Here is a 20338-nt window from a genome sequence, read left to right on the forward strand (position 1 = left end):
AAAAAAGTCGCCACCAAAATTTTCTCGGTGAGCCGGGCGTTAAGCATCTAGGAGAAATTGTGCCAAAGAAAGTGTTAGAAATAGTAGCTTGGGGAACTGAAGGATCAGTTAAAGGGAAAAAGTTCGTTGCAACACCCAAAGACGGTTTCTACGCGCTTCACTCGGAAGAGCTTGCAGAGAAAATCGGTAAGCCCCTGAATTATGAAGCGACAAAAGTTTTTGTATCCACTCTAGAAGAGGCTGCGGAATTAATTCTACGAGGTGGCCACCATATTCGGTTGTTCAATGCCGAATTTGGCCAAGAGAATAAGCGAAAACCAAGTGAGGTAGAAATAGTTTGGGCATAATGCTTAACAAACCGCTCAAATTCGTTCCGGCCACAAAAAGCGTGGCCTCCACCGGACTCGCTAACGCTCGCCGTTTAGCGGGGCGTTAGCTGTAAAAGGAACTTATGAGCATCGAATATAAAATTGACCATCCGATAACTGTGGATCAATTCATATCGTTATTATCTGAATCCACTCTAGGCGAGCGTCGTCCAATTCAAGATCGCAAGTGTATAGAGGGTATGATCTCAAACAGCAACCTAGTGGTAAGTGCTTGGGATTCAGAAAAATTGGTGGGTATCTCTCGCTGCATGACAGATTTTCATTATGCGTGCTATCTGTCAGATTTAGCCGTATCTGTACAATATCAAAAAATGGGTATTGGTAAGCAGTTGCAGATTCTCACTCAAGAGCAGCTTGGGCCACGTTGCAAACTAATCCTTATTGCAGCACCAGCAGCCAATTCATATTATGAGCAGATTGGTTTTTCAAATAATCCACGCTGTTGGGTGCTTGAGCGTGATGCAAGTATCAACAGCTAACAAAGCCAAGCACAATCGCCCAATGCAAAAAGCCACATTGGGCTGGACCTCGCTACCGCTCGGCCTGTGTTGGCGGCGTTATGTGTAGTGAGTAGCTGACCATGTTTAGCCATATCATGATAGGAACAAATGACCTTCAAAAATCAATAGAATTCTATGATCGTGTCATGCCTTCATTGGGTTACAGCAGGCAATCAACTGGCGAAACCTTCGCTGGTTATGGCAATCCTGAAGACATTCACACGGGTAAAAATTGTTTGTGGATTGGTAAGCCATACAACGGAGAACCTGCTACTCCCGGCAATGGGGTTAATGTTGCATTGCTTGCTAGAACCAGAGGTCAGGTCAACGAATTTTATAAATCTGCAATAGCGGCTGGTGCAGCAGATGAAGGAGCTCCAGGCATTAGAGAAGAAGCGCATCCAAATTTTTATGCAACTTATCTGCGGGACCCATCAGGTAATAAATTAGTGGTTGTGTGTCATGAGTAGCGTCACACATAACAAGTTGCTGTTGTTCGCCGCTGCGCGGCTGGGACAGCCTACACTGCGTTTCGGCTGCCCCAAAGCAAGGCGTTGAAGCTGTAGAAAAACTCCTATAATCAAGGTGTTTTTGCTAAAATTTGGCCTCGGGAAAAGGATTTCATCATGCCTAATTTCAAGAAGTATAACTACCAACAAGACGCGATGGTGGTGATCAATTTTGAGCGTCAGCTGCAGCCCAACACCTTCGAGTTTACCCTTCATCATCTGATCGATACCCATATTGATCTATCGGCCTTTTACGACAAGTTCAACAATGATGAAGGCGGACGTCGCGCCTATGACCCGGCCATCCTTTTGAAGATCGTGTTGTTTGCCTATTCCAAAGGGATTACTTCCAGCCGCGAGATTCAGTGGCAATGCGAACACAATATTATTTTCAAGGCGCTCGCCTGCGATTTTGTACCGCACTTCACCAGCATTGCCAGTTTTGTCAGCCGCTACCCGGATGCTATTGAAGCGGTATTTGAACAGGTGCTACTGGTCTGCGATCAGCAAGGACTATTGGGCAACGAACTGTTTGCCATCGACGGCTGTAAAATGTCCTCCAATGCGTCAAAGGAGCATTCTGGCACGTTTGCGGAGCTGGAGCAGAAAAGCAACAAGTTGAGAAAGCGGATTCGCCAGTGCCTGGAAGCGCACCAACAACTAGACGGTCGCAAACGTGATGAGCGTGACCGCAAATGGCAGGTGACTCAGGAGATGGAAACCCTAGAGAAGCAGTTTAAGCGGATTGACCAGTTCCTAAAGACGCAACGCCCACGGAGGGGCCAAGGCAAACAGCAGAGAGAGGTGAAGAGCAATCTCACCGACAATGAATCGGCCAAGATGACCACCAGCAAAGGGACGATTCAAGGCTACAACGGGGTGGCCACGGTGGATAAAAAGCATCAGATCATTATCGATGCTCAGGCATTCGGCGCCAGCCAGGAGCAACACACGCTAAAACCGGTGCTGGAAACCATCAAAGAGCGTTACAAAAAGCTCAAGTTGAGTGAGGATATTTATCAGGATCAGGTCACCATAACGGCCGACACAGGGTTTTCCAGCCAGAGCAATGACCGCTATCTGCGGGAACAACAGATCAATGCCTATATTCCCGACAACCAGTTCCGCTCACGCGATCCACGCTTCAACACGCAGAAAGCCAAGTACGGCAAACGGCACCAGGATAGCGTCAAAGGTCTCAAGCCAGTGATTCCCGCCCGTGAGTTCGAGTTTAACGCCCACAGAAAAACCTGTACCTGCCCTGAAGGAAAACCGATGTGGATTCACCGGGAGACACCGCAAGCCAACGGCAATACTCAGATAGTGTTTGAAGGCCGCTTAACGGATTGCCGAGCTTGCCCTCGCAAGGAAGAGTGCTTGCGCAATCCATTATCAGCGGATCATCGTAAGGGGCATGGTCGTCTGGTGTCGTTTATGCTGAAGAGCAAGGACTCTGCGACAGAGTGGATGAAGCGCCGGGTGGACAGCCAACAGGGTAAAGTGATTTATGGCCATCGCATGTCAACGGTGGAACCGGTATTTGGCAACATTGGCACAAACAAAAGGTTAAGCCGTTTCTCGTTGCGGGGGCAAAAGAAAGTTGAGGGGCAATGGAAATTGTACTGTCTGGTGCATAATATCGAGAAGATTATGAACTACGGAGCGATAGGGTAATGCACAAGGTTATCCACACGCTTGCCCTGATAGTACGCATAAGGAGCGATTATGTTAAACAGATTGGTTAACGTATGAGCAGTCGCCAGGGAACGATAGTGGCCACGCTAAAACCTGACTGCAATTGCGTTTTTCTACAGGCTCGTTAAGTGTTTAAGGAAAAACCGTGCAAAAATTCGAGTACGATAATTCCATGAAGCAAAGAGGCGAAGTATTGTGTTACGCCTTCCATGCAGACTTGTTGGATGCTTCCGAGAAAGAGCTAAAATCATTTTTGGCTGTGCTATCACAATACTTTCCAACCGAAGGCAACCCTTGGGGCGGCAAACAGCCGCTCCACGCTGAAACATCGCTGTTAATCTGGAATAACGCATATTCAAATGTTTGTCGTCTTATTCAAGAGCGGAAGTCTGTGTCTCAGCACCGTCAAATAGTTGCCACCTCGGTACTAACGGTTGTAATCCTAGCTCTGACCTTAGCGTGGAGTATCTATCATACAGAACCCATTGGTGCGCCATTAACAGCCAAACCATCGCCACAAACAACCAATTCAACCAATACTGTGAATCCTTCATCGGTACCCCAACAAAATGCCAAACACAAATAAACACTTAACAAGTGCAGGAACCGAATATGACAAAACTGGCTGATAAGTTACCTCCAAAATGGCGCATAGAACGAGAGCTGAGTAATCCTGCACAGGTTTGGTTGAACCGACTGCTGTTCGATTTGCAATCACCATTGGGGCGCTATGCCAATCTGATCGGCGTGCTGGTCATTTTTGGCAGTGTGCTGCTGTCAATGGCTGGCACTATCCCCGGGATCTCGCAGAGAGCGCATACGGTTATCCAGGTGGTAGAAATTACCGTTACCCTGATGTTTATTTTGGAGTATTTTTTACGTTTGTACGCTGGCCGACAGCCAGTACATTATGCGCTCAGCTTTTACGGGTTGATTGATTTACTTACCTGGTTACCTTTACTCTTTTTGGGGCACGGTTTTCTCGCAATCCGCCTGTTGCGGATCATGCGCCTGCTCAAGCTGTTACGTTACCTACGTGCGCTGCGCCTGTTGTTTTCATCCATGCTTGAAGTATTTGATGTGGTATTCGTGGTGTTAGCAGCGATTATTATTCTGGTATTGCTTTCTGGAAATCTTATCTACTATGTTGAACCGCAAACCTTCCCCAATGCCTATATTGGCTGCTGGTGGAGTATTGTGACGATGAGCACGGTCGGTTATGGTGATATGGTGCCCGTTACGGTTATGGGGAAAGTAGTAGCAGCGTTTTTGATGCTCACGGGTGTCGCCATGTTTGCGCTGTTGACGGGGGTGGTAACCATCAAACTGGGTGAGCTTCTGAACAAGCGGAGTGCTTGTACTGATTGCAATCACCACATTTCTTCGGCCGATAATTTCTGTTCAAACTGTGGTAAATCTTTACGGGAGAAGGTGCATTTCGGTTGAGCTGTATGATCATATTTTCTGTTCAGATGAACAGGTGAAATCTGTTAGTTGAACCGCCGATAACAATGAGCACTCCCAAAAAATTATTCAACTTTTCAAACCACCTTATTTCGCTTGATGACACGGCTGATTCAGTAATAGCTGTATCCTTTTAACACAAGGAAGGGATTAAAGCCTTTTTTTGCTAAAAGCTACAAACGATAATGATTATTGTTTACATATGTAATGATAATCATTATCATCTCCGGAAATCCACAAACCGGAGACTCGTGCAATGAACAAGCAGGCCCTCTTTTTGACGCTATTGGCACTTCCTGTGTCGTTTACTGTGTTGGCGGATGAAAGAAAAAATCAAACTTCATCTCATCAATCTCAATCTGGCGCCATGGAAAATGTTGTTGTTACAGCCACCCGGTTGCCTCGTGAGTTGGGCGATATTGCTGGAACGGTTAGCGTTATTTCTGCTCAGGAGATCGAGCGCCAGGTAGCGAATGATCTCGATGATCTGGTGCGTTATCAGCCGGGTTTATCTATGGACACGGCGGGTCGTGGCGGTAATCAGGGCTTTATTATCCGAGGTATTGGCGGTAACCGTGTGTTGACGTTGATTGACGGTGTAAGAAGCAATGATATTTATGCTGCTGGCCCCGCCTCCTACGGGCGTGACGCGTTTGAGGTGGATGATCTTAAGAGTGTTGAAGTTATTCGCGGCCCCGCCTCAGCTTTATACGGCGCAGACGCGCTGGGAGGGGTGGTTATTTTAAATACCAAAAACCCGAAGGATTACCTGGCCGATGGGCGCGACACCTATTTTGCTTTGCGGTCACAGGCTTCCAGCGCTGATGAGCAGGGCAAGGTTGGTTTTACGGCGGCGACGCAACAAGGTGACTGGGGTTTTATTGGTCAGTATACGCGGCGCGATTTCCACGAAAAAGAAATCGAAGGTGATGGTGAGTTGAACCCGCAGGATGGTAGTTCTGATGCTCTACTGCTGAAAATGGTGTGGACTCCGAGTGACGTCCATCAATTGGGCCTCGCATTTGATGCGCTGCAAGAGGATGTCGATTATCAGCTCGACAGTGATGTGAGTGGCAGTGTGCTGGATTCTGTTGGACGCGATGAAACTGAGCGTTACCGCTTAAGCCTGAGCCACCATTGGCAGTTGGGTGCAGTATTTGCCGACCATATTGACAGTCATTTGTTCTGGCAAAAAACGGATGCAATACAAAATACCGTGCAGCAGCGAACCAGCTATTCGTTCCCTTTTGCGCCTTTTGGTACGGCGGCAATAAGGGACACCGACTTTGAGTTCAATCAGCAAGTGAAAGGGGGTGGCGCCACGTTGGTGAAATCGTTTGCAACGGGGTCTGTACAGCACGCAATGGTTTACGGCGTGAGTTACGAGTTGACCGACACCGAGCGTCCTCGTAACCGCTGTGAAACTGATGTGCAATTTGGTTCGCAGACTTGCGACATTCTGGCGTTTCCATTCTCTGGTGCCGAGTCGTTCCCGAACAAGACGTTCCCTGATACCGAAACCACGCGCACCGGTATCTTCTGGCAGGACGAAATGGTGCTGGGTGACAGCGGTTTTACCCTGATTCCCGGTATTCGTTATGACTACTATGAGATGGATGCCGACGCGGATAGCGCGGTTGGTATTGATGGTTTTCCTGTTGAGTCTGTTACCGAAAGCGAAGTCTCGGCAAACTTTGGCGTGATATATGACCTGACCGATGAAGTTTCGCTGTTTGCTCAATACGCTGAAGGTTTTAGGCCGCCAAATTTTGATGAAGCAAATCAGTCGTTTGTTAATCTCAATTTCAATTATGCCACCGTACCCAACCCTGACCTGAAGCCGGAAACCAGTCGCGGGGTTGAGTTGGGGGTAAAAGCCTCCCTTGAAAATGCGTTTCTGAGCTTTGCGATATTTGATAATCACTATGATGATTTCATCGACAGCCAGTTTGTGGGTATGGAAGGCGCTATCAGCCAGTTCCAGGATATCAATATTGGTGAAGCGCGTATTTATGGCGCCGAATTAACTGCAAATTGGCAGCTTGCTGATCACTGGCAGCTCAACAGCAGCATTGCCTATGCAAAAGGTGATGACGAGGAGGCTGATCGGCCGCTTGATTCGGTAGAGCCTTTAACCGGTGTGTTTGGTATTGCTTACAGCTCGACAGATGACACCTGGGGCGTGGAAACTACTCTGACACTGGTGCGAGAGAAAACCCGTGTTTCCAGTGACACCAGCGTTACCGCCAGTGGTTACGGCATTGTGGATGTCTTTGGCCACTATAACCTGACCAAGCAGGCAAAGCTGAAGCTCGGTGTGTTCAACCTCTTCAATAAACAATATGCACGTTGGGCCAATCTGGAAGGGCTGGATGCTGACAGCAGCAGTGTGGCGTTGGCGCAGGAGTCAGGCACAGAATTTCGGGTTGCTCTGGATTATGTATTCTGAGTCATTGGCTTCTGGGCAATGCTTCTGATGGGTTTTGCTATGAACTGCCTGAGTCGTATATCTGAATCATGACTTAACCGGATTTGCAGGTTATCTGCCTGAGAGCCTGCAAATTAATTTGTGTAATAAGGTTTTTACTATGGACGTGCTCTCTTTGGACATACAGGGTCTTGAAGAATTGATGTATCAATTATCAGACCTGTTTCTGGCGCCAGTGCTGGTGCTGCTGGTTTTACTGTTTGCCTATAGTCTCTATGCGCTGGGTGAGTTTGGCTGTCAGGTTTTACAGCGTCGTTATTATCGCCAAGCCTATCAACAGGCGGTGAGTGGAGTCGATGGCATAAACGCCGTCATTAAAGGTTACCCATTGGCAGAACATTTTTATCTGGCTCAAGCACCCGGTAAAAACAATGCGATATTGACGAAAGATTATCTGGATGTCGCTGCCTTGAAAGAGCTGGAAGCGGTGCGAACGGTGAGTCGTTTAGCCCCAATGCTGGGCCTTATTGCGACAATGGTACCCATGGGGCCAGCGCTTAAAAGCCTGGCGGATGGCAATGTACAGGGTATCAGTGACAATCTGATTGTGGCTTTTTCGGCGGTTATTTTCGGGTTGGTAATTGCTTCTATTACTTTCTGGATTGCCAGCATTAAAAAGCGCTGGTTGGCTACAGAGCTGGTCGATTTACTGCCATTGCTGAACAGTCAGGAAAACCCGGATGACGAGCCATTAGCGACCATGGAGAATGAGCGTGAAGCTGCTTGATGAAGACGAGGCAATCAACCCTGCGCTTTCCCTGGTTAATCTGGTCGATGTGTTTCTGGTGCTGATAGCAGCCCTGTTAATTGCCATTGCCCAGAACCCCATGAACCCTTTTCTGGAAGAGAACGTGACCGTTATAAAAAATGCGGGTTCACCGAATATGGAAATGATTATTAAAAACGGGGAGAAAATAGAAACCTATAAAAGCAGCGGTGAAATAGGCAGCGGTGAAGGCGTGAAAGCCGGTACTGCTTACAAAATGGCTGATGGCTCGATTGTTTATGTGCCTGAATAGCCTTCAGCTTTATGGCTTCTTCATCTCCACACTGAATTGATATTTGTTACTCATCTGATTGGCGAGACACCCTTAATGAAACTTATCCAGCTGGTTTTTGTTGCCGCATTTTTTCTATTGACGCTGACCTCCGCGCAGGCCAATGAAAAAAAAATTCTGTTTGTCAGTGCTGATCACAGCAACAAGGCCAAGGTGACGCTGATCAAACAGCTCGCAAAAGATGGGCCACTGAAAATCACCCAGAAATCTGAGCGGGATCTGGGAGATTTGTCGGAGGCAAAGAGTTTTTTCGAACAGTATGACCTGATTATTCTTGATGATGCTTCGGCCCGTTTTACACAGCAGAACTTTGGCAAGTATGCGCCGCTTATTAGCGCCAGCGAAAAACGGTTTATGCCTGTTAAAGCGTTAGATAACACGGACCTTCGCAATAACCTGACAGACGAGCAGGCGCAGGCATTGTTTGCCTATTACGACAACGGTGGAGTAGAAAACTTCAGCCGAATGCTGAGTTACATTCGCTATCGAATATTCTCCGGCGATTCCCGTGTTATTGGCAAACCGATTGTTTACCCGCGAGCCGGTATTTACCACCCTGAATATGACGGGCAAGTATTTGATTCTCTCAGTGGCTATCAGACCTGGTTAAACCAGAACGGCTCTGGCAAAGATTTGGGTGGTATGAATAGTCAGGTAAATGATCCGATGGTCATCGGCCTGCTGATTCCCCGTGCAGCAATTGAAGCAGGTCAGACGGAACTGGTTGACGCTACGGTAGCAGGCCTTCAAGAAAAAGGAGCAGATGTTTTTGCGGTATTCAGTGAAACCTGGACGCTATCCGATGACCTGATTGATCTGTTGCAGAAAAACGGCGAGACCGCTGTTGATGTGTTTATTAATTTTCGCACCATTCATTTTGCCAACCGCCGAAAGGCAGAGTTCGAAAAGCTCGGTAAGCCCGTTGTGCAGGCATTAACTTTTTTTGACGGCAATCAGCAGGACTGGGAAGCCAGTGAACAGGGCATTTCCCCCGGTATGATGGCCTTTACACTGGTGTTGCCGGAAACCGCCGGGGTGATAGACCCGACCATAGTTGCGGCGGTCAATCAGGAAACGGGCGTTACGGAAATTATCGATTATCAATTGGATTTCATGCTGGAAAGAGTGTTGAAACTGGCCGTGTTGAGCAAAAAGCCCAATCATGAGAAAAAAATCACTGTTATGTTCTGGGGCGACAAGGATCTCGGCGCTTCGTTTTTGAATGTGCCTGACAGCCTGCACACCATTAGTCACCGGTTGCATGACGAAGGTTATCGGGTTGAACCCTATGAGCATGATTATTACAGCGACCGGGCGGACAGAACACTCAACCCGTTTTACCGCAGTGTTGAGTTGGAAGAGTTACTGGAAGATGATCTCGCCGATCTGATGCCTGTGGCGCGATACCGCAACTGGCTGAAGACTTTGCCTGAAGAAGTTGTAGTTAAAGTATCTGAATTCTGGGGAGATCCCGAAGATAATTTTATGGTGGTGAAACGAGATGGGGAATACTTTTTTGTGATTCCAAGAATTGTTAACGGCAATATGCTGATTATGCGCCAGCCGCCGCGGGGTGATAGCAAAGATCAGGACCAAACCCTTTACCACACCACGACGGTGCCTATGAATCACTATTACCTGGCAGCCTATTTTTATGCTCGCGAAGTGTGGGGCAGCGATGCCTTTATCCATCTCGGTACACACGGTTCGCAAGAGTATTTACCCGGCAAGGAGCGGGGGTTGTCGCGCTACGATGGTGGTAATTTATCCATAGGCACGGTGCCAGTGCTTTATCCCTTTATTGTTGATGATGTGGGTGAGGCCATGCAAACCAAACGCCGTGGTGGTGCTGTGGTAATCAGTCATATGACGCCACCCTATGCGGCAGCAGGATTACAGGGTGTTACTGCCGATATTCACGAACTCATGCATCAGCATGAGTCGCTGGACGACGGTGGCGTCAAGCAGAAAACAGCTGCGCAGATTGTGGATACCTGCATTGAAGAGAGCCTGTGTAAGGACTTCGGTTGGGGGCGCAAGGCTATAGACGCTGATTTTGACGGATTTCTGGTAGCGCTTCACGATTATCTGGGTGAATTGGCGGCGGAGAATCAGCCGCTGGGGTTGCACAGTTTTGGCGAGCTGGCCGAGCACAAGCTGGTGATTTCTACTGTGGTGCAAATGCTGGGTGCACGGTTTATTGAACTGGCCAGCGACTTTGAAGTGAGCTATCCGTCGGTTGCGGACCATCACCATAAAGAAGGCGCGGAACATCATGAGCATGATGAAAACCACTCGCACGATCACGACAAACAGCCACAGCACCGTCACGATGATAATGGCCTCAGCAAGAGTGACAAAGATAGCGCCCCGATAAATCATACTGAGGATCACAGCGGACATTTTCATGAGGCTTCGTCGGCAGTAGAAGACCTGGGCGGTTATAAAACCGTGCGTGATTTTGTTGTTGGTGATGCCGATGTCGAACAATTGCCCGAGGCATTGCGCGAATTTGTGACTACGGGCAAACAGTATTACCAGAACATGCAGAATATTCAGGAGCTGGATAGCCTGGTGAAAGGATTGTCCGGCCTTTATATCCCGGTAAAAACAGGCGGCGATCCGATTCGCCACCCGGAATCATTGCCCACGGGTTTGAATCTGTATGGTTTTGATCCATCACGGTTGCCGACGAAGGCCGCTTATGAGCAGGGCGAAGAATTGGTGGAAGAAATGATTGCCAACTATTATCAGGAGCATAATCGCTATCCGGATAAAATGGCGTTCTCACTCTGGTCAATAGAGGCCATGCGCCACTACGGTGTGCTGGAAGGTCAAGCGATGAAAGCCATGGGCGTTCGCCCGGTGTGGAGTGATGATGGCCGGGTTGTCGATACCGAGATTATTCCCGCTTCGGAATTAAAGCGCCCCAGAGTGGATGTGGTGTTGTCTGCAACCGGGTTATACCGCGATGCATTTCCCAATGTGATGCAGCTATTGGCCAAAGCTGTTCAGCAGGTAGCCCAGCTCAAAGAGGACAACAACTCCCTCTGGGATAACAGTCAGCGCATACAGCAGCAGCTTATTGGTGAAGGTGCTGCCCAGGATGAAGCGCAGTATCTGTCCACGGTGCGTATCTTTTCCAATGCTTCGGGGCAATATGGTTCCGGCGTGGATGGGCCGGTGTTCAACAGCGATACCTGGGAAACCGATGCGAAGATTGCCGATAACTACTTGGCCAAAATGGGGTACGCCTTTGGTGCCGACAACAAGCGCTGGGGGCAGAAGGTCGACGGTTTATACGGCAAACAGCTTTCGGGCACGGATGTTGTGGCCTTCTCTCGATCGTCAAACCTGTACGGCATGATAACCTCGGATGATCCCTTTGAGTATTTCGGTTCGTTGGCCATGGCGGTGAGAAATCTGGATGGCCAAAGCCCGGAAATGCTGATCAGTAACCTGCGTGATGCCAATAAAGGGAAAATGGAAAAAGCCTCGACTTTTCTTGCCAAAGAGCTTCGAACCCGCAACTTCAATAAACGCTGGATTCAGGAAATGCAGAAAGAGGGTTATAGCGGTGCAGTGACGATGTCTGCCAATATTGCCAACTTCTGGGGCTGGCAGGTGGTGGACCCGAATATTGTGCGCGATGACCAATGGCAGGAGTTTTTTGAAGTTTATGTTGAAGACAAACTCGAGCTGGAAATTAACCAATGGTTTGAGAAGGTAAATCCTGAAGCGCAGGCGATGCTGATAGAGCGGATGCTGGAAGCGGTACGCAAAAATTATTGGCAGGCCAATAACGCCACGTTGCAGGCCATGATTGAGCGTTACCAGCAGCTAGTTACCGAACATGATTTGATGCCTGATAGTGAAACCTTGCGAGAGTATGTCAATCAACAGGCGGCCGGTTTTGGGTTGGAGCTGCGTTTAACGGCTCCGGTTGAAGCACCGGGTGTTAATTCTGAGGCAGCGCCGATTGAAGGGCAGCAGCTGGAAAAAGTTGAAGTATCAGAGACGGGAGATCAGCAAGACCTCACATTATTTTATCTTTTGTTTGCCTGTGTATCGATTATGTTAATCGGCGCTATTCGGCAAGCAAATTTTATTGACCGCCGTGCTTTTGGAAATTGCCAGTAGTCATGTTAGACAGATAATGATGAGCGTGCTGCACACAGTGAGAGCCCAGGCGTCAAAAGTGTGTCGCAGCCAGCGGGGAGCGTGCCTCAACTCCATAAACTGGAAGCCTACAATCCAGACTTTTATAAATGCTGTCACGATGATCCCCGCCGTTGCGAGCTGAACGTTCTCCTGACCACTCTGTGCGGTATGCCCCAGCCACCAGCCAACGCCCGTGGCTGTAATGAGTGCAATCCAGGCGAGAGTCATCGCATTGTGCACGAGGTTGCCTGTTTTCGTATTCACTATTGTCAGACCTTAGAGCAGATAGAGCAGGGCGAAAAGCACTACCCATAAAAGGTCTACAAGGTGCCAGAAAGTTGCGCCGTTCTCAAGGGTGCGAATATCGCGCTCGCGTAAGGTTGGGCGCCGACTGACGCTGCGAATAATAAAAAGTATGCCGATACCGATCAGAACGTGTAACAGATGAATGCCGGTAAAAACGAAGAAGTACATGTAGAAGTCGTTTGTTTCCGGAGTAATCCCCGCCTTGATTTTATTTCCCCACTCAAAGCTCTTGTTCGCAACAAAACTGAGGCCACACAAAATCGCCAGAGTAAAATAGCGACTGACTGCCTGATGGTGTTTGAGTCTGCATTTGTCTACAGCGACGGCAACGAACCAGGACCCGGTTAGCAGTAGCAATGTGTTCAATACACCAACCCACAAGTCGAGAGCGGCACGTGACTGTGCGAATATATTGGCCTGCTCTTTATGCCCGAGTGCGATGACGATAAAGAAAACAGCAAAGACAATGAGATCGCCAGCGACAAACAGCCAGATCCCCAGCTCGCCCGGAATTTTGACTGCTGGTTTGACTGGCGATTTGTTCGCAAATGTTCCGGCGTCAGGAGTATGGTTCATGAATACGCCTGTTTATTCCATTATCAACCGGTTTTGGTGTGAGTGGGTGTTCATGCCGACTCAGTATCGCCCGGCTTTGCCGCCTGCAGCATGGCAATCGACATGATTAAAATCCACAGGAAGAACGCGACAAATGGAATCCACAGTGCAACTATTCCGTGCCAGGAGAAAGGACCATCCTTGAAGAACAGAACAAGCTGGCCAGGTGCAAACAGAACAACGGCCCACAGGTTGACGTAGGCCACCCAGCGTGGAAAGGGTTCCCTGCCTTCCTCTGCAAACAGAATGGGCAGGGCAATGACAACACACCAGCCGCCGAAAACAGGAACAGAAAAAACGGCAAGAAAATAAGCCAGATCCGCGAACATCTGGACCAATGATGGGTGGTAAACATCCGGGCGGAATACCATCAGCGCCCATGCAAATGCTACCAGCAAGGCGACCATTGTGCCGCAGGCAGTGAACACAATCTGGACATAGGAAAAAACGGGATTGCTTTCAGCGCGCCGTGTCTGTGCGGCAATTCCGGCGCCAAAAGGACCAAACAGTGCGAACGACAGCATCAAAATAACAGAGCCGATACGGATTTCAAAAAGGTGTTCTGAAACCTTTCTGACGAATTCGGCAGGGGGCTCGCTGGCATTGAGCAATGGCGGTAGCATTCCTCCCAGGAAAACACCGCCGATGATAAAAAACACAATGGCCAGAAAACCTGACCATGCACAGAACTTCATTGATTTTCGGAACAGTTCGTCTCCGGTTGTGTTTATCATTATCCTCTCCTTTAGCATTTTTTAGTATCAGTGTGTTCGAGGTCTGATGTGCCACGGCTGGCGCCTCGAACGCTGGTTTTTTGAAAGCGGGCGCAAGGCTGACAGTTGATACCGATTTTTGTTATAGGCTGCTAACAGTCCTGCCAGGCAATCTTACACCACTGCAATCTGTTTAACTATTCCGGGCTGATGTTATGCTTGCAGCCAGAATGCGGTTGTCAGGCCCGGATTTTCGTAGCAGTTACCGACCAGCCAGGCATATACTGGCGACCGGATTAATCACTCATTTTACTTACCGTTTGGGAGCTATCATGTCTGACCGGGGTTGCGATTTTACAATGATTGTAATTGGCAGTGGGCCCGCAGGTGAAAGTGCCGCCATGAATGCTGTTAAACGTGGTAAACGCTGCGCTGTTATTGAGATGCAGCCCAAGGTGGGTGGCAATTGCACACACAAGGGAACGATTCCGTCCAAGGCGTTGCGGCAGTCAATCAAGCAGTTGTTGCGATTTTCCAATAACCCGTTGTTGAGTGACTATGTGCACCCGCGCTCCTATTCATTCCCAAATCTGAAGGGGGAAATGAAAAAGGTGATCCAGCGGCAGGTGGATATGCGGTCACGATTTTATTCCCGCAACGGTATTCAGCGCATGACCGGGCATGCCCGTCTGGTGGACGAACATTCGGTGTTTGTCACACTCAGTGATGGCAGTGAGGACGTGATTACCGGGGAAAGTATTGTTATTGCTACAGGTTCGCGCCCCTATCATCCGCATGACATTGATTTCAATCATCCTCGAATTTACGACAGCGACAGTATTCTGGATATGGAGCACACGCCACGTAAATTGCTGATTTACGGGGCGGGAGTGATTGGCTGTGAGTATGCATCTATTTTTTCCGGCTTGCGGGTGAAGGTGGACCTGATTAACAGTCGCGATTATTTGCTGGAATTTCTTGATGACGAGATTTCTGATGCGCTCAGTTATCACCTGCGGGATACCGGCGTCATGGTTCGACACCGGGAGGAGTACAGCGAAGTGATTGCTGATGACAAGGGCATTACCTTGAAGCTGAAGTCCGGCAAGAAGCTGAGGGCTGATGCCATGCTGTGGTGCAATGGCCGTATGGGGAACTCTGACAATATGGGGCTTGAAGCCTTGGGAATTGAGCCTGATCATCGCGGTCAGCTGAAGGTCAACAACCGCTATCAGACCGCCATTAAAAACATCTACGCAGTGGGTGATGTAGTTGGCTGGCCCAGCCTGGCCAGCGCCGCCTACAATCAGGGCCGTTCTGCCGCTGCAGCGGCACGAGGTAAAGAGAGCAACCAATTTGTCGAAGATGTAGCTACAGGAATCTACACGATTCCCGAGATCAGCTCAGTCGGCCGTACGGAACAGGAACTGACAGCGGCTAAAGTCCCCTACGAAATTGGCCGCGCTTTTTTCAAGGACACTGCCCGTGGGCAAATTTCCGGCAATATGGTGGGGGTGTTAAAGCTGTTGTTCCATCCGGAAACACACCAGATCCTGGGCATACATTGTTTTGGCGCAGAGGCGACCGAGATTATTCATATTGGCCAGGCTATCATGAATCAACCGGGTGAAAACAATACCATTGACTATTTTATTCGTACGGCCTTTAACTACCCAACCATGGCTGAAGCCTATCGCATTGCTGCGCTGAATGGGTTGAATCGTCTCTATGAGGATGGTTAAAAATGAGGCATTCAAATTGGGCGATAGGTAATGGTTGATGGCTTCCTCAGTTTTATCGTTTTTTGCTGTAACGCCGACGGTGGTCTTTCACCAAAACGGTGATGTTACGTTAGTCGGTATTTTTAAATGGTAGAAACTGTTTCGAGTGCTCAGTGTAGCGAGACACCTGGGAGGATTCCTCTTCAAGAAAACGGCCAATGGCTTTGCGAAAGCCTTCATGGGCAATCCAATGCATGGAGTGCGTATTGACTGGCGTGAATCCCCGCTGGATCTTGTGCTCGCCCTGTGCCCCGGGATCAAATCGCTGCAAACCGTTAGCAATGCAGTATTCAATGCCCTGGTAGTAGCAGGTTTCGAAGTGAAGGCCGTCGATCTCCCGAATGGCTCCCCAGTAGCGGCCATAAAGCGTGTTGCTGGATTGAAAGTTCAGGGCGGCAGCAATCGGTATATCATCCTGATAGGCCATCACCATAACGATCTGGCTTGCCATGTGTTTTCCTATCAATTGAAAAAATTCTCTGGTCAGATAACCGCCATGACCGCTTCGTTTGGCGTAAGTGGCCTGGTAAAATCGATAAAAATGCTGCCATATATCGGGAGTCAGCTGGTCTCCGGTGAGTATGGATAGCGATACGTTCTGCTCATAAACCCGCCGTCGCTCTTTGCGCAAATTCTTGCGTTGGCGTGATTTGAAGGTGTTTAGAAAGTGATCGAAAGATTGATAGCCCTGATTAAACCAGTGGTACTGGACACCGATTCGATCAAGTAATCCGGCTTTTTCAAGGTGCAGACTCTCTTCTTGTTCCGGGAATAATACATGCCATCCCGAGAAATTTTTCTGCTTCAGTTGCTGGGTAATAGCTTTGCAAAAATAATCACAGGCGGTGGCTGCTTCGAGATTGTTAGTGGCTATTCTGTTTCCTGTTGCGGGTGTAAAGGGAATTGCGGTCACCAGTTTCGGGTAGTAGGGTAAACCGTTACGCTGGTAGGCGTCGGCCCAACTCCAGTCGAAAACATATTCCCCATAAGAGTGGCTTTTCAGGTAAAGCGGCATAACGGCCACCAACATATCCTGATCAAATAACAGGGCATGAAAGGGTTGCCAGCCAGATTCGCCACCGACACTGCCGCTCGTTTCCAGTGCATCTAAAAACTCGTGGCGCAGAAACGGGTAGTCGATACCGGCCACGAGATTCCAGGCTGCAGCGCTGCAGTCGCTGATTCGATCGATAAAGCGAACATTCATTTGGTTGTCCTGGTGAGGGTTGTGGTCATATTGCGGGTATTATCCATATCCTGCTAAAAAGTTCGCCCGCTGTTTGGTTGAAAACAGTTTGAGTGACATCTACTATCCATTTCAGTAATACGATAGTGGTTGGTCGGCAGAGAACCTGAATCAGAAGCGCGATCACTGTTTAGGTACTGGAAAGGTAGTAAGGCTCGGTGTACAGAATAATAAATATATCAGGAGTTACATGATGGCTGCTTTCTTTGGTCCTGTCGAAATGGGTGGTGGGTATTTTGATATTGGTCTGGTGATGCTTTCCTACGGGGTTGCTGTTCTTGCTTCATTTACGGCCCTTTCGCTCAGCAAGCGTTATGCGGAATTGCGGGGTAGAGCAGCCTTTTACTGGTTACTGGCCGGCTCCTTTTCTATGGGGTTGGGTATCTGGTCGATGCATTTTGTCGGCATGCTGGCTTTCAGTATGGATATGCCCTTCTCTTACGATATTTCAATCACGCTTGCCTCGCTCTTTGTTGGAATGTTGTCTGCGTGTTGTGCCATTTATGCTTCCTCAGGGAAAAAAGTTGGCGCGGGTCGACTTCTTGGTGGTGGGCTGATATTGGGCTGTGGCATCGCCGGAATGCATTACACCGGTATGGAGGGCATGGTCATGCCCGCTGCATTGAGCTATGACCCATTGATATTTTCAATCTCTATTGTGATTGCGGTTGTGGTTTCTGTTGTGGCGCTCTGGATGATGTCCAGAATCAATCTCAAAACCGGTCAGGCATTCAGATTGAAAGTGGCCGCTGCTCTGATTATGGGCTTTGCGATTTGCGGCATGCATTACACTGGCATGGCTGCCGCGATCTATACCCCGATTCCAGACGCTGTTATGGGAGGAGCTGCTCACGGCCTTAGCCAGCTCGGGATTGGGTTGACGGTTGCCGCTGCAACGGTAGTGGTGCTGCTGATAACGTTGCTGACAGTTTATTTCGAGCGCAAGCTGGATGTTGAGAAAGAGGTTGCTGAACGGCTCGGCCAGGAAGTTCGAGAACGTACCCATGATCTGGAAGTTCAGGCTAAGAACCTCGAGCAGAGCAATGTGAAGCTTGAGCAGGAGGTGCGGGAACGGCAAGTAGCGCAGGAGGAGTCGACCAGGCTCAGTTATATTCTCGATGAATCTTCCAGCGAAATTTATTATTTTGAGGAAGAGGGTCTCAAGTTTTTGGGGGCCAATAAAGGCGCGCAAAGAAACATCCAGTTTAGCTCCGCTGAATTAAAAACAATGACCTTGCTTGACCTGATGAATGATTACAGCCGAGAAGAGTTTGATGATTCGGTATCCCCTCTGGCTTCCAGTAAAAAGGGACCTGCCATTTTTGAAACCAGATTCCAGCGCAAAGACGGATCAATCTATCTGGCCAAGGTGAATTTGCACCGTTCTTATGCTACCGAACCAGCTGTTTTTGTGGCCATTGTTGAAGATATTACCGAGCGCAAAAAACTCGAAGAGCAGCTTTCCCAGTCGCGAAAATTGGAATCCATTGGTCAGTTGGCAGCAGGGGTCGCCCATGAAATTAATACGCCTATTCAGTTTATTGGTGACAATATTCTCTTTGTGCAGGACTTTTTTGGTGATGTGAATCAGTTAATCGAGCCTTATGGCGAGATACTTCAATCAATTAAAGAGGGGGCGGGAGCTCTTTCGCCAGAGAAAATTGCCGAGCTGGAGGAGAATTTTGAAAAGCTCGATTACGAATATACGTCCCGGGAAGTTCCGAAAGCACTTTCTGACTCGATGGATGGCATTAAACGCGTAAGTGATATTGTCAGTGCCATGAAAGAATTTTCACATCCGGGGCAAGCGCAAAGTAAAACCATGACTCAGATTAACCACTCGCTGGAGACAACACTCACGGTCAGTGCTAATGAGTGGAAGTATGTGGCGGAAGTTGAGAAGCAACTGGACCCCGATCTGCCCATGGTGGAGTGCTTGCCGGGTGAACTCAACCAGGTTTTCTTGAATCTCATTGTCAATGCCTCCCATGCCATTGATGAGTCGAACAGTGATAAAGGCGTCGAGAAAGGCACCATTACGCTTGCCACCAGCAGCGATGATGAGTGGGTGGAAATCCGCATTAAAGATACGGGCAATGGCATACCTGCCGAAGTTGCCGAGCGCATTTTCGAACCGTTTTTCACCACCAAGGGTGTTGGCAAAGGTACGGGGCAGGGGCTCTCAATTGCACACAATATTGTGGTAACGGGTCATCAGGGGCAGTTGTTTTTTGAAACCGAGCAAGGGAAGGGCACGACGTTTGTTGTCCGTTTGCCTCGCAAACAGTCAGAGAATCTGGCGGTTGACTGAATCTTGCAGACGTCTGCGCATTGCAGAGCAGCAGAGCGGGCTATTGAGAAAAGTCTTTTTCGAAGACTACTTCCAGTCGGAGCACCAGTGATGCAACGCCGTGTCTGTCGTCATGCTGATCCTGTTTGACCCAGCGGTAGCCGGGCTGTATATCTGCAAATATCCAGGGCTGAAAAAGGTTCTGCCGATAGCGGATGCCAAGCCCGTAACTGTTGGTCAGGCCATCAGGTTGTGTGCTGCCATTCGCTGAAACATAATAGGATACCGCTTTTTTTTCAGTCAGGCGTTTTTTGAGTGCGAATCCGGTCACCCAGGAAACACCGGATTCCTCTTCTTCCCAGTTCACTTTGTTATGCCACTGGAACACCTTGTCGCTGTCCAGAATCTTGTCGAACTCCAGTCGTGCTCGATGTCCTAGCCCGTCTCCGCCACGGTAGTAGAGTTCGCTGCTGAACCGTCCAATCAGGGTGTCTTCAATCGGTCGTTCATATCGGTAACGGACAGCACCCTTGGGGTTCCCTGATGAGCGCAGACCGGCTTTCAGGTCAATGCGGTAATATTTTTTTTCACGCGCCCTGTACTGCAAGGCGATGTCGTCAGAGCTATCCCTGTCGTCCGCAATCAGGTCATCATCACTGGTTTGTTCGTCATCCGAAAAGAGCAGGCTGAGACGCTTGTTGATGCGAGGCAGGTGCAGTTTTCCGCGCAGTCCCAGATCGCTATCGAAATCATCGTCTTCATTCCAGCTGTGTTTCAACCGCAGGCGAAGGGTGGAATAAGCGGCTTCCTGTTCGGTGCGTTTGTCACCGAAAAAAGTGTCGGTCCACTGTGCAATATTGTCAGCGTGATGCACCACATAATCCCGGCTGCTGTGATACCAGGGTTTGCTCTCTGTGTCGGTGTTATCAGGATGCTCTTCGACCTTCTCTGTGTGGGGGCTTTTCTCCTGTTGCAATTGGGCAAAACACCGCGGTACAAAACCAGCGCTGAAAAGCAAAAAAAAGGCAGTGATCACCGGTATCAGCTTAGTGTTCATGTCGTGCTATCCAGAGATTAACCTCGTTAATGCTATCGCTCTGCGGGTGGTTCCACAAGCTGTGCC

17 protein-coding genes are annotated in these 20338 nt (G+C 48.9%); 12 read left to right on the forward strand and 5 right to left on the reverse strand.

Going from position 1 to position 20338, the window contains the following annotated elements; all coding sequences use genetic code 11:
• Window positions 1–59: 59 nt before the first annotated feature.
• The 10 genes from H7A02_01165 to H7A02_01210 all read left to right on the forward strand — a co-directional run bounded on the left by H7A02_01165 (window position 60) and on the right by H7A02_01210 (window position 12243).
• Window positions 60–347, forward strand: a complete 288-nt coding sequence (locus tag H7A02_01165; protein ID MCP5170865.1) for a hypothetical protein — start codon at window positions 60–62, stop codon at window positions 345–347.
• A gap of 104 nt (window positions 348–451) precedes the next feature.
• Window positions 452–868, forward strand: a complete 417-nt coding sequence (locus H7A02_01170) for a GNAT family N-acetyltransferase (GenBank protein MCP5170866.1) — start codon at window positions 452–454, stop codon at window positions 866–868.
• Window positions 869–969: 101 nt separating this feature from the next.
• Window positions 970–1359 carry a VOC family protein gene (locus tag H7A02_01175; protein ID MCP5170867.1) on the forward strand — a complete coding sequence of 130 codons (390 nt, stop codon included), beginning with the start codon at window positions 970–972 and terminating at the stop codon, window positions 1357–1359.
• A gap of 156 nt (window positions 1360–1515) precedes the next feature.
• Window positions 1516–3072, forward strand: a complete 1557-nt coding sequence (locus H7A02_01180) for a transposase (protein MCP5170868.1) — start codon at window positions 1516–1518, stop codon at window positions 3070–3072.
• Window positions 3073–3238: 166 nt separating this feature from the next.
• Window positions 3239–3679: a hypothetical protein gene (locus H7A02_01185; GenBank protein MCP5170869.1), complete on the forward strand. Its 441-nt coding sequence runs from the start codon at window positions 3239–3241 to the stop codon at window positions 3677–3679.
• A gap of 26 nt (window positions 3680–3705) precedes the next feature.
• Window positions 3706–4539 (forward strand): ion transporter, encoded by an 834-nt coding sequence (locus H7A02_01190; protein MCP5170870.1) that lies wholly within the window; start codon window positions 3706–3708, stop codon window positions 4537–4539.
• A 274-nt stretch (window positions 4540–4813) separates the two neighbouring features.
• Window positions 4814–7006, forward strand: coding sequence for a TonB-dependent hemoglobin/transferrin/lactoferrin family receptor (locus H7A02_01195; protein ID MCP5170871.1), 2193 nt, complete (start codon window positions 4814–4816; stop codon window positions 7004–7006).
• 139 nt (window positions 7007–7145) lie between these two features.
• Window positions 7146–7772: a MotA/TolQ/ExbB proton channel family protein gene (locus H7A02_01200; protein MCP5170872.1), complete on the forward strand. Its 627-nt coding sequence runs from the start codon at window positions 7146–7148 to the stop codon at window positions 7770–7772.
• Entirely contained in the window at window positions 7753–8064 is a 312-nt protein-coding gene (locus H7A02_01205) for a DUF2149 domain-containing protein (GenBank protein ID MCP5170873.1), read from the forward strand. The genes H7A02_01200 and H7A02_01205 overlap by 20 nt, the downstream gene beginning before the upstream one ends.
• Before the next feature lie 75 nt (window positions 8065–8139).
• The gene (locus H7A02_01210) at window positions 8140–12243 is read left to right on the forward strand and encodes a cobaltochelatase subunit CobN (GenBank protein ID MCP5170874.1); all 4104 of its coding nucleotides are present in this window, start codon (window positions 8140–8142) and stop codon (window positions 12241–12243) included.
• Here the strand turns inward: H7A02_01210 and H7A02_01215 are convergent, their stop codons facing one another.
• The 3 genes from H7A02_01215 to H7A02_01225 are packed head-to-tail and all read right to left on the reverse strand — an operon-like array spanning window position 12244 to window position 13919.
• Entirely contained in the window at window positions 12244–12528 is a 285-nt protein-coding gene (locus tag H7A02_01215; protein ID MCP5170875.1) for a cytochrome C oxidase subunit IV family protein, read from the reverse strand.
• A 12-nt stretch (window positions 12529–12540) separates the two neighbouring features.
• Window positions 12541–13146 (reverse strand): cytochrome c oxidase subunit 3, encoded by a 606-nt coding sequence (locus tag H7A02_01220; protein MCP5170876.1) that lies wholly within the window; start codon window positions 13144–13146, stop codon window positions 12541–12543.
• Window positions 13147–13196: 50 nt separating this feature from the next.
• Complete coding sequence (locus tag H7A02_01225) at window positions 13197–13919, reverse strand: hypothetical protein (protein MCP5170877.1); 723 nt, start codon at window positions 13917–13919, stop codon at window positions 13197–13199.
• 311 nt (window positions 13920–14230) lie between these two features.
• Here H7A02_01225 and sthA point away from each other — a divergent pair, with 311 nt between their 5' ends.
• A complete protein-coding gene (gene sthA / locus H7A02_01230; protein MCP5170878.1) occupies window positions 14231–15640 on the forward strand; it encodes a Si-specific NAD(P)(+) transhydrogenase in 1410 nt (469 codons plus the stop codon).
• A gap of 109 nt (window positions 15641–15749) precedes the next feature.
• Here the strand turns inward: sthA and H7A02_01235 are convergent, their stop codons facing one another.
• The gene (locus H7A02_01235) at window positions 15750–16886 is read right to left on the reverse strand and encodes an N-acetyltransferase (GenBank protein ID MCP5170879.1); all 1137 of its coding nucleotides are present in this window, start codon (window positions 16884–16886) and stop codon (window positions 15750–15752) included.
• A 229-nt stretch (window positions 16887–17115) separates the two neighbouring features.
• On the opposite strand from H7A02_01235, the gene H7A02_01240 reads away from it, so the two are divergent.
• Window positions 17116–19236: a PAS domain S-box protein gene (locus tag H7A02_01240; GenBank protein ID MCP5170880.1), complete on the forward strand. Its 2121-nt coding sequence runs from the start codon at window positions 17116–17118 to the stop codon at window positions 19234–19236.
• A gap of 40 nt (window positions 19237–19276) precedes the next feature.
• Here H7A02_01240 and H7A02_01245 read toward each other — a convergent pair whose 3' ends face one another.
• Window positions 19277–20272, reverse strand: a complete 996-nt coding sequence (locus H7A02_01245) for a hypothetical protein (GenBank protein ID MCP5170881.1) — start codon at window positions 20270–20272, stop codon at window positions 19277–19279.
• Between the last annotated feature and the right edge of the window lie 66 nt (window positions 20273–20338).

This window comes from Pseudomonadales bacterium, assembly GCA_024234435.1.
Classification (GTDB): domain Bacteria; phylum Pseudomonadota; class Gammaproteobacteria; order Pseudomonadales; family Porticoccaceae; genus JACKOF01.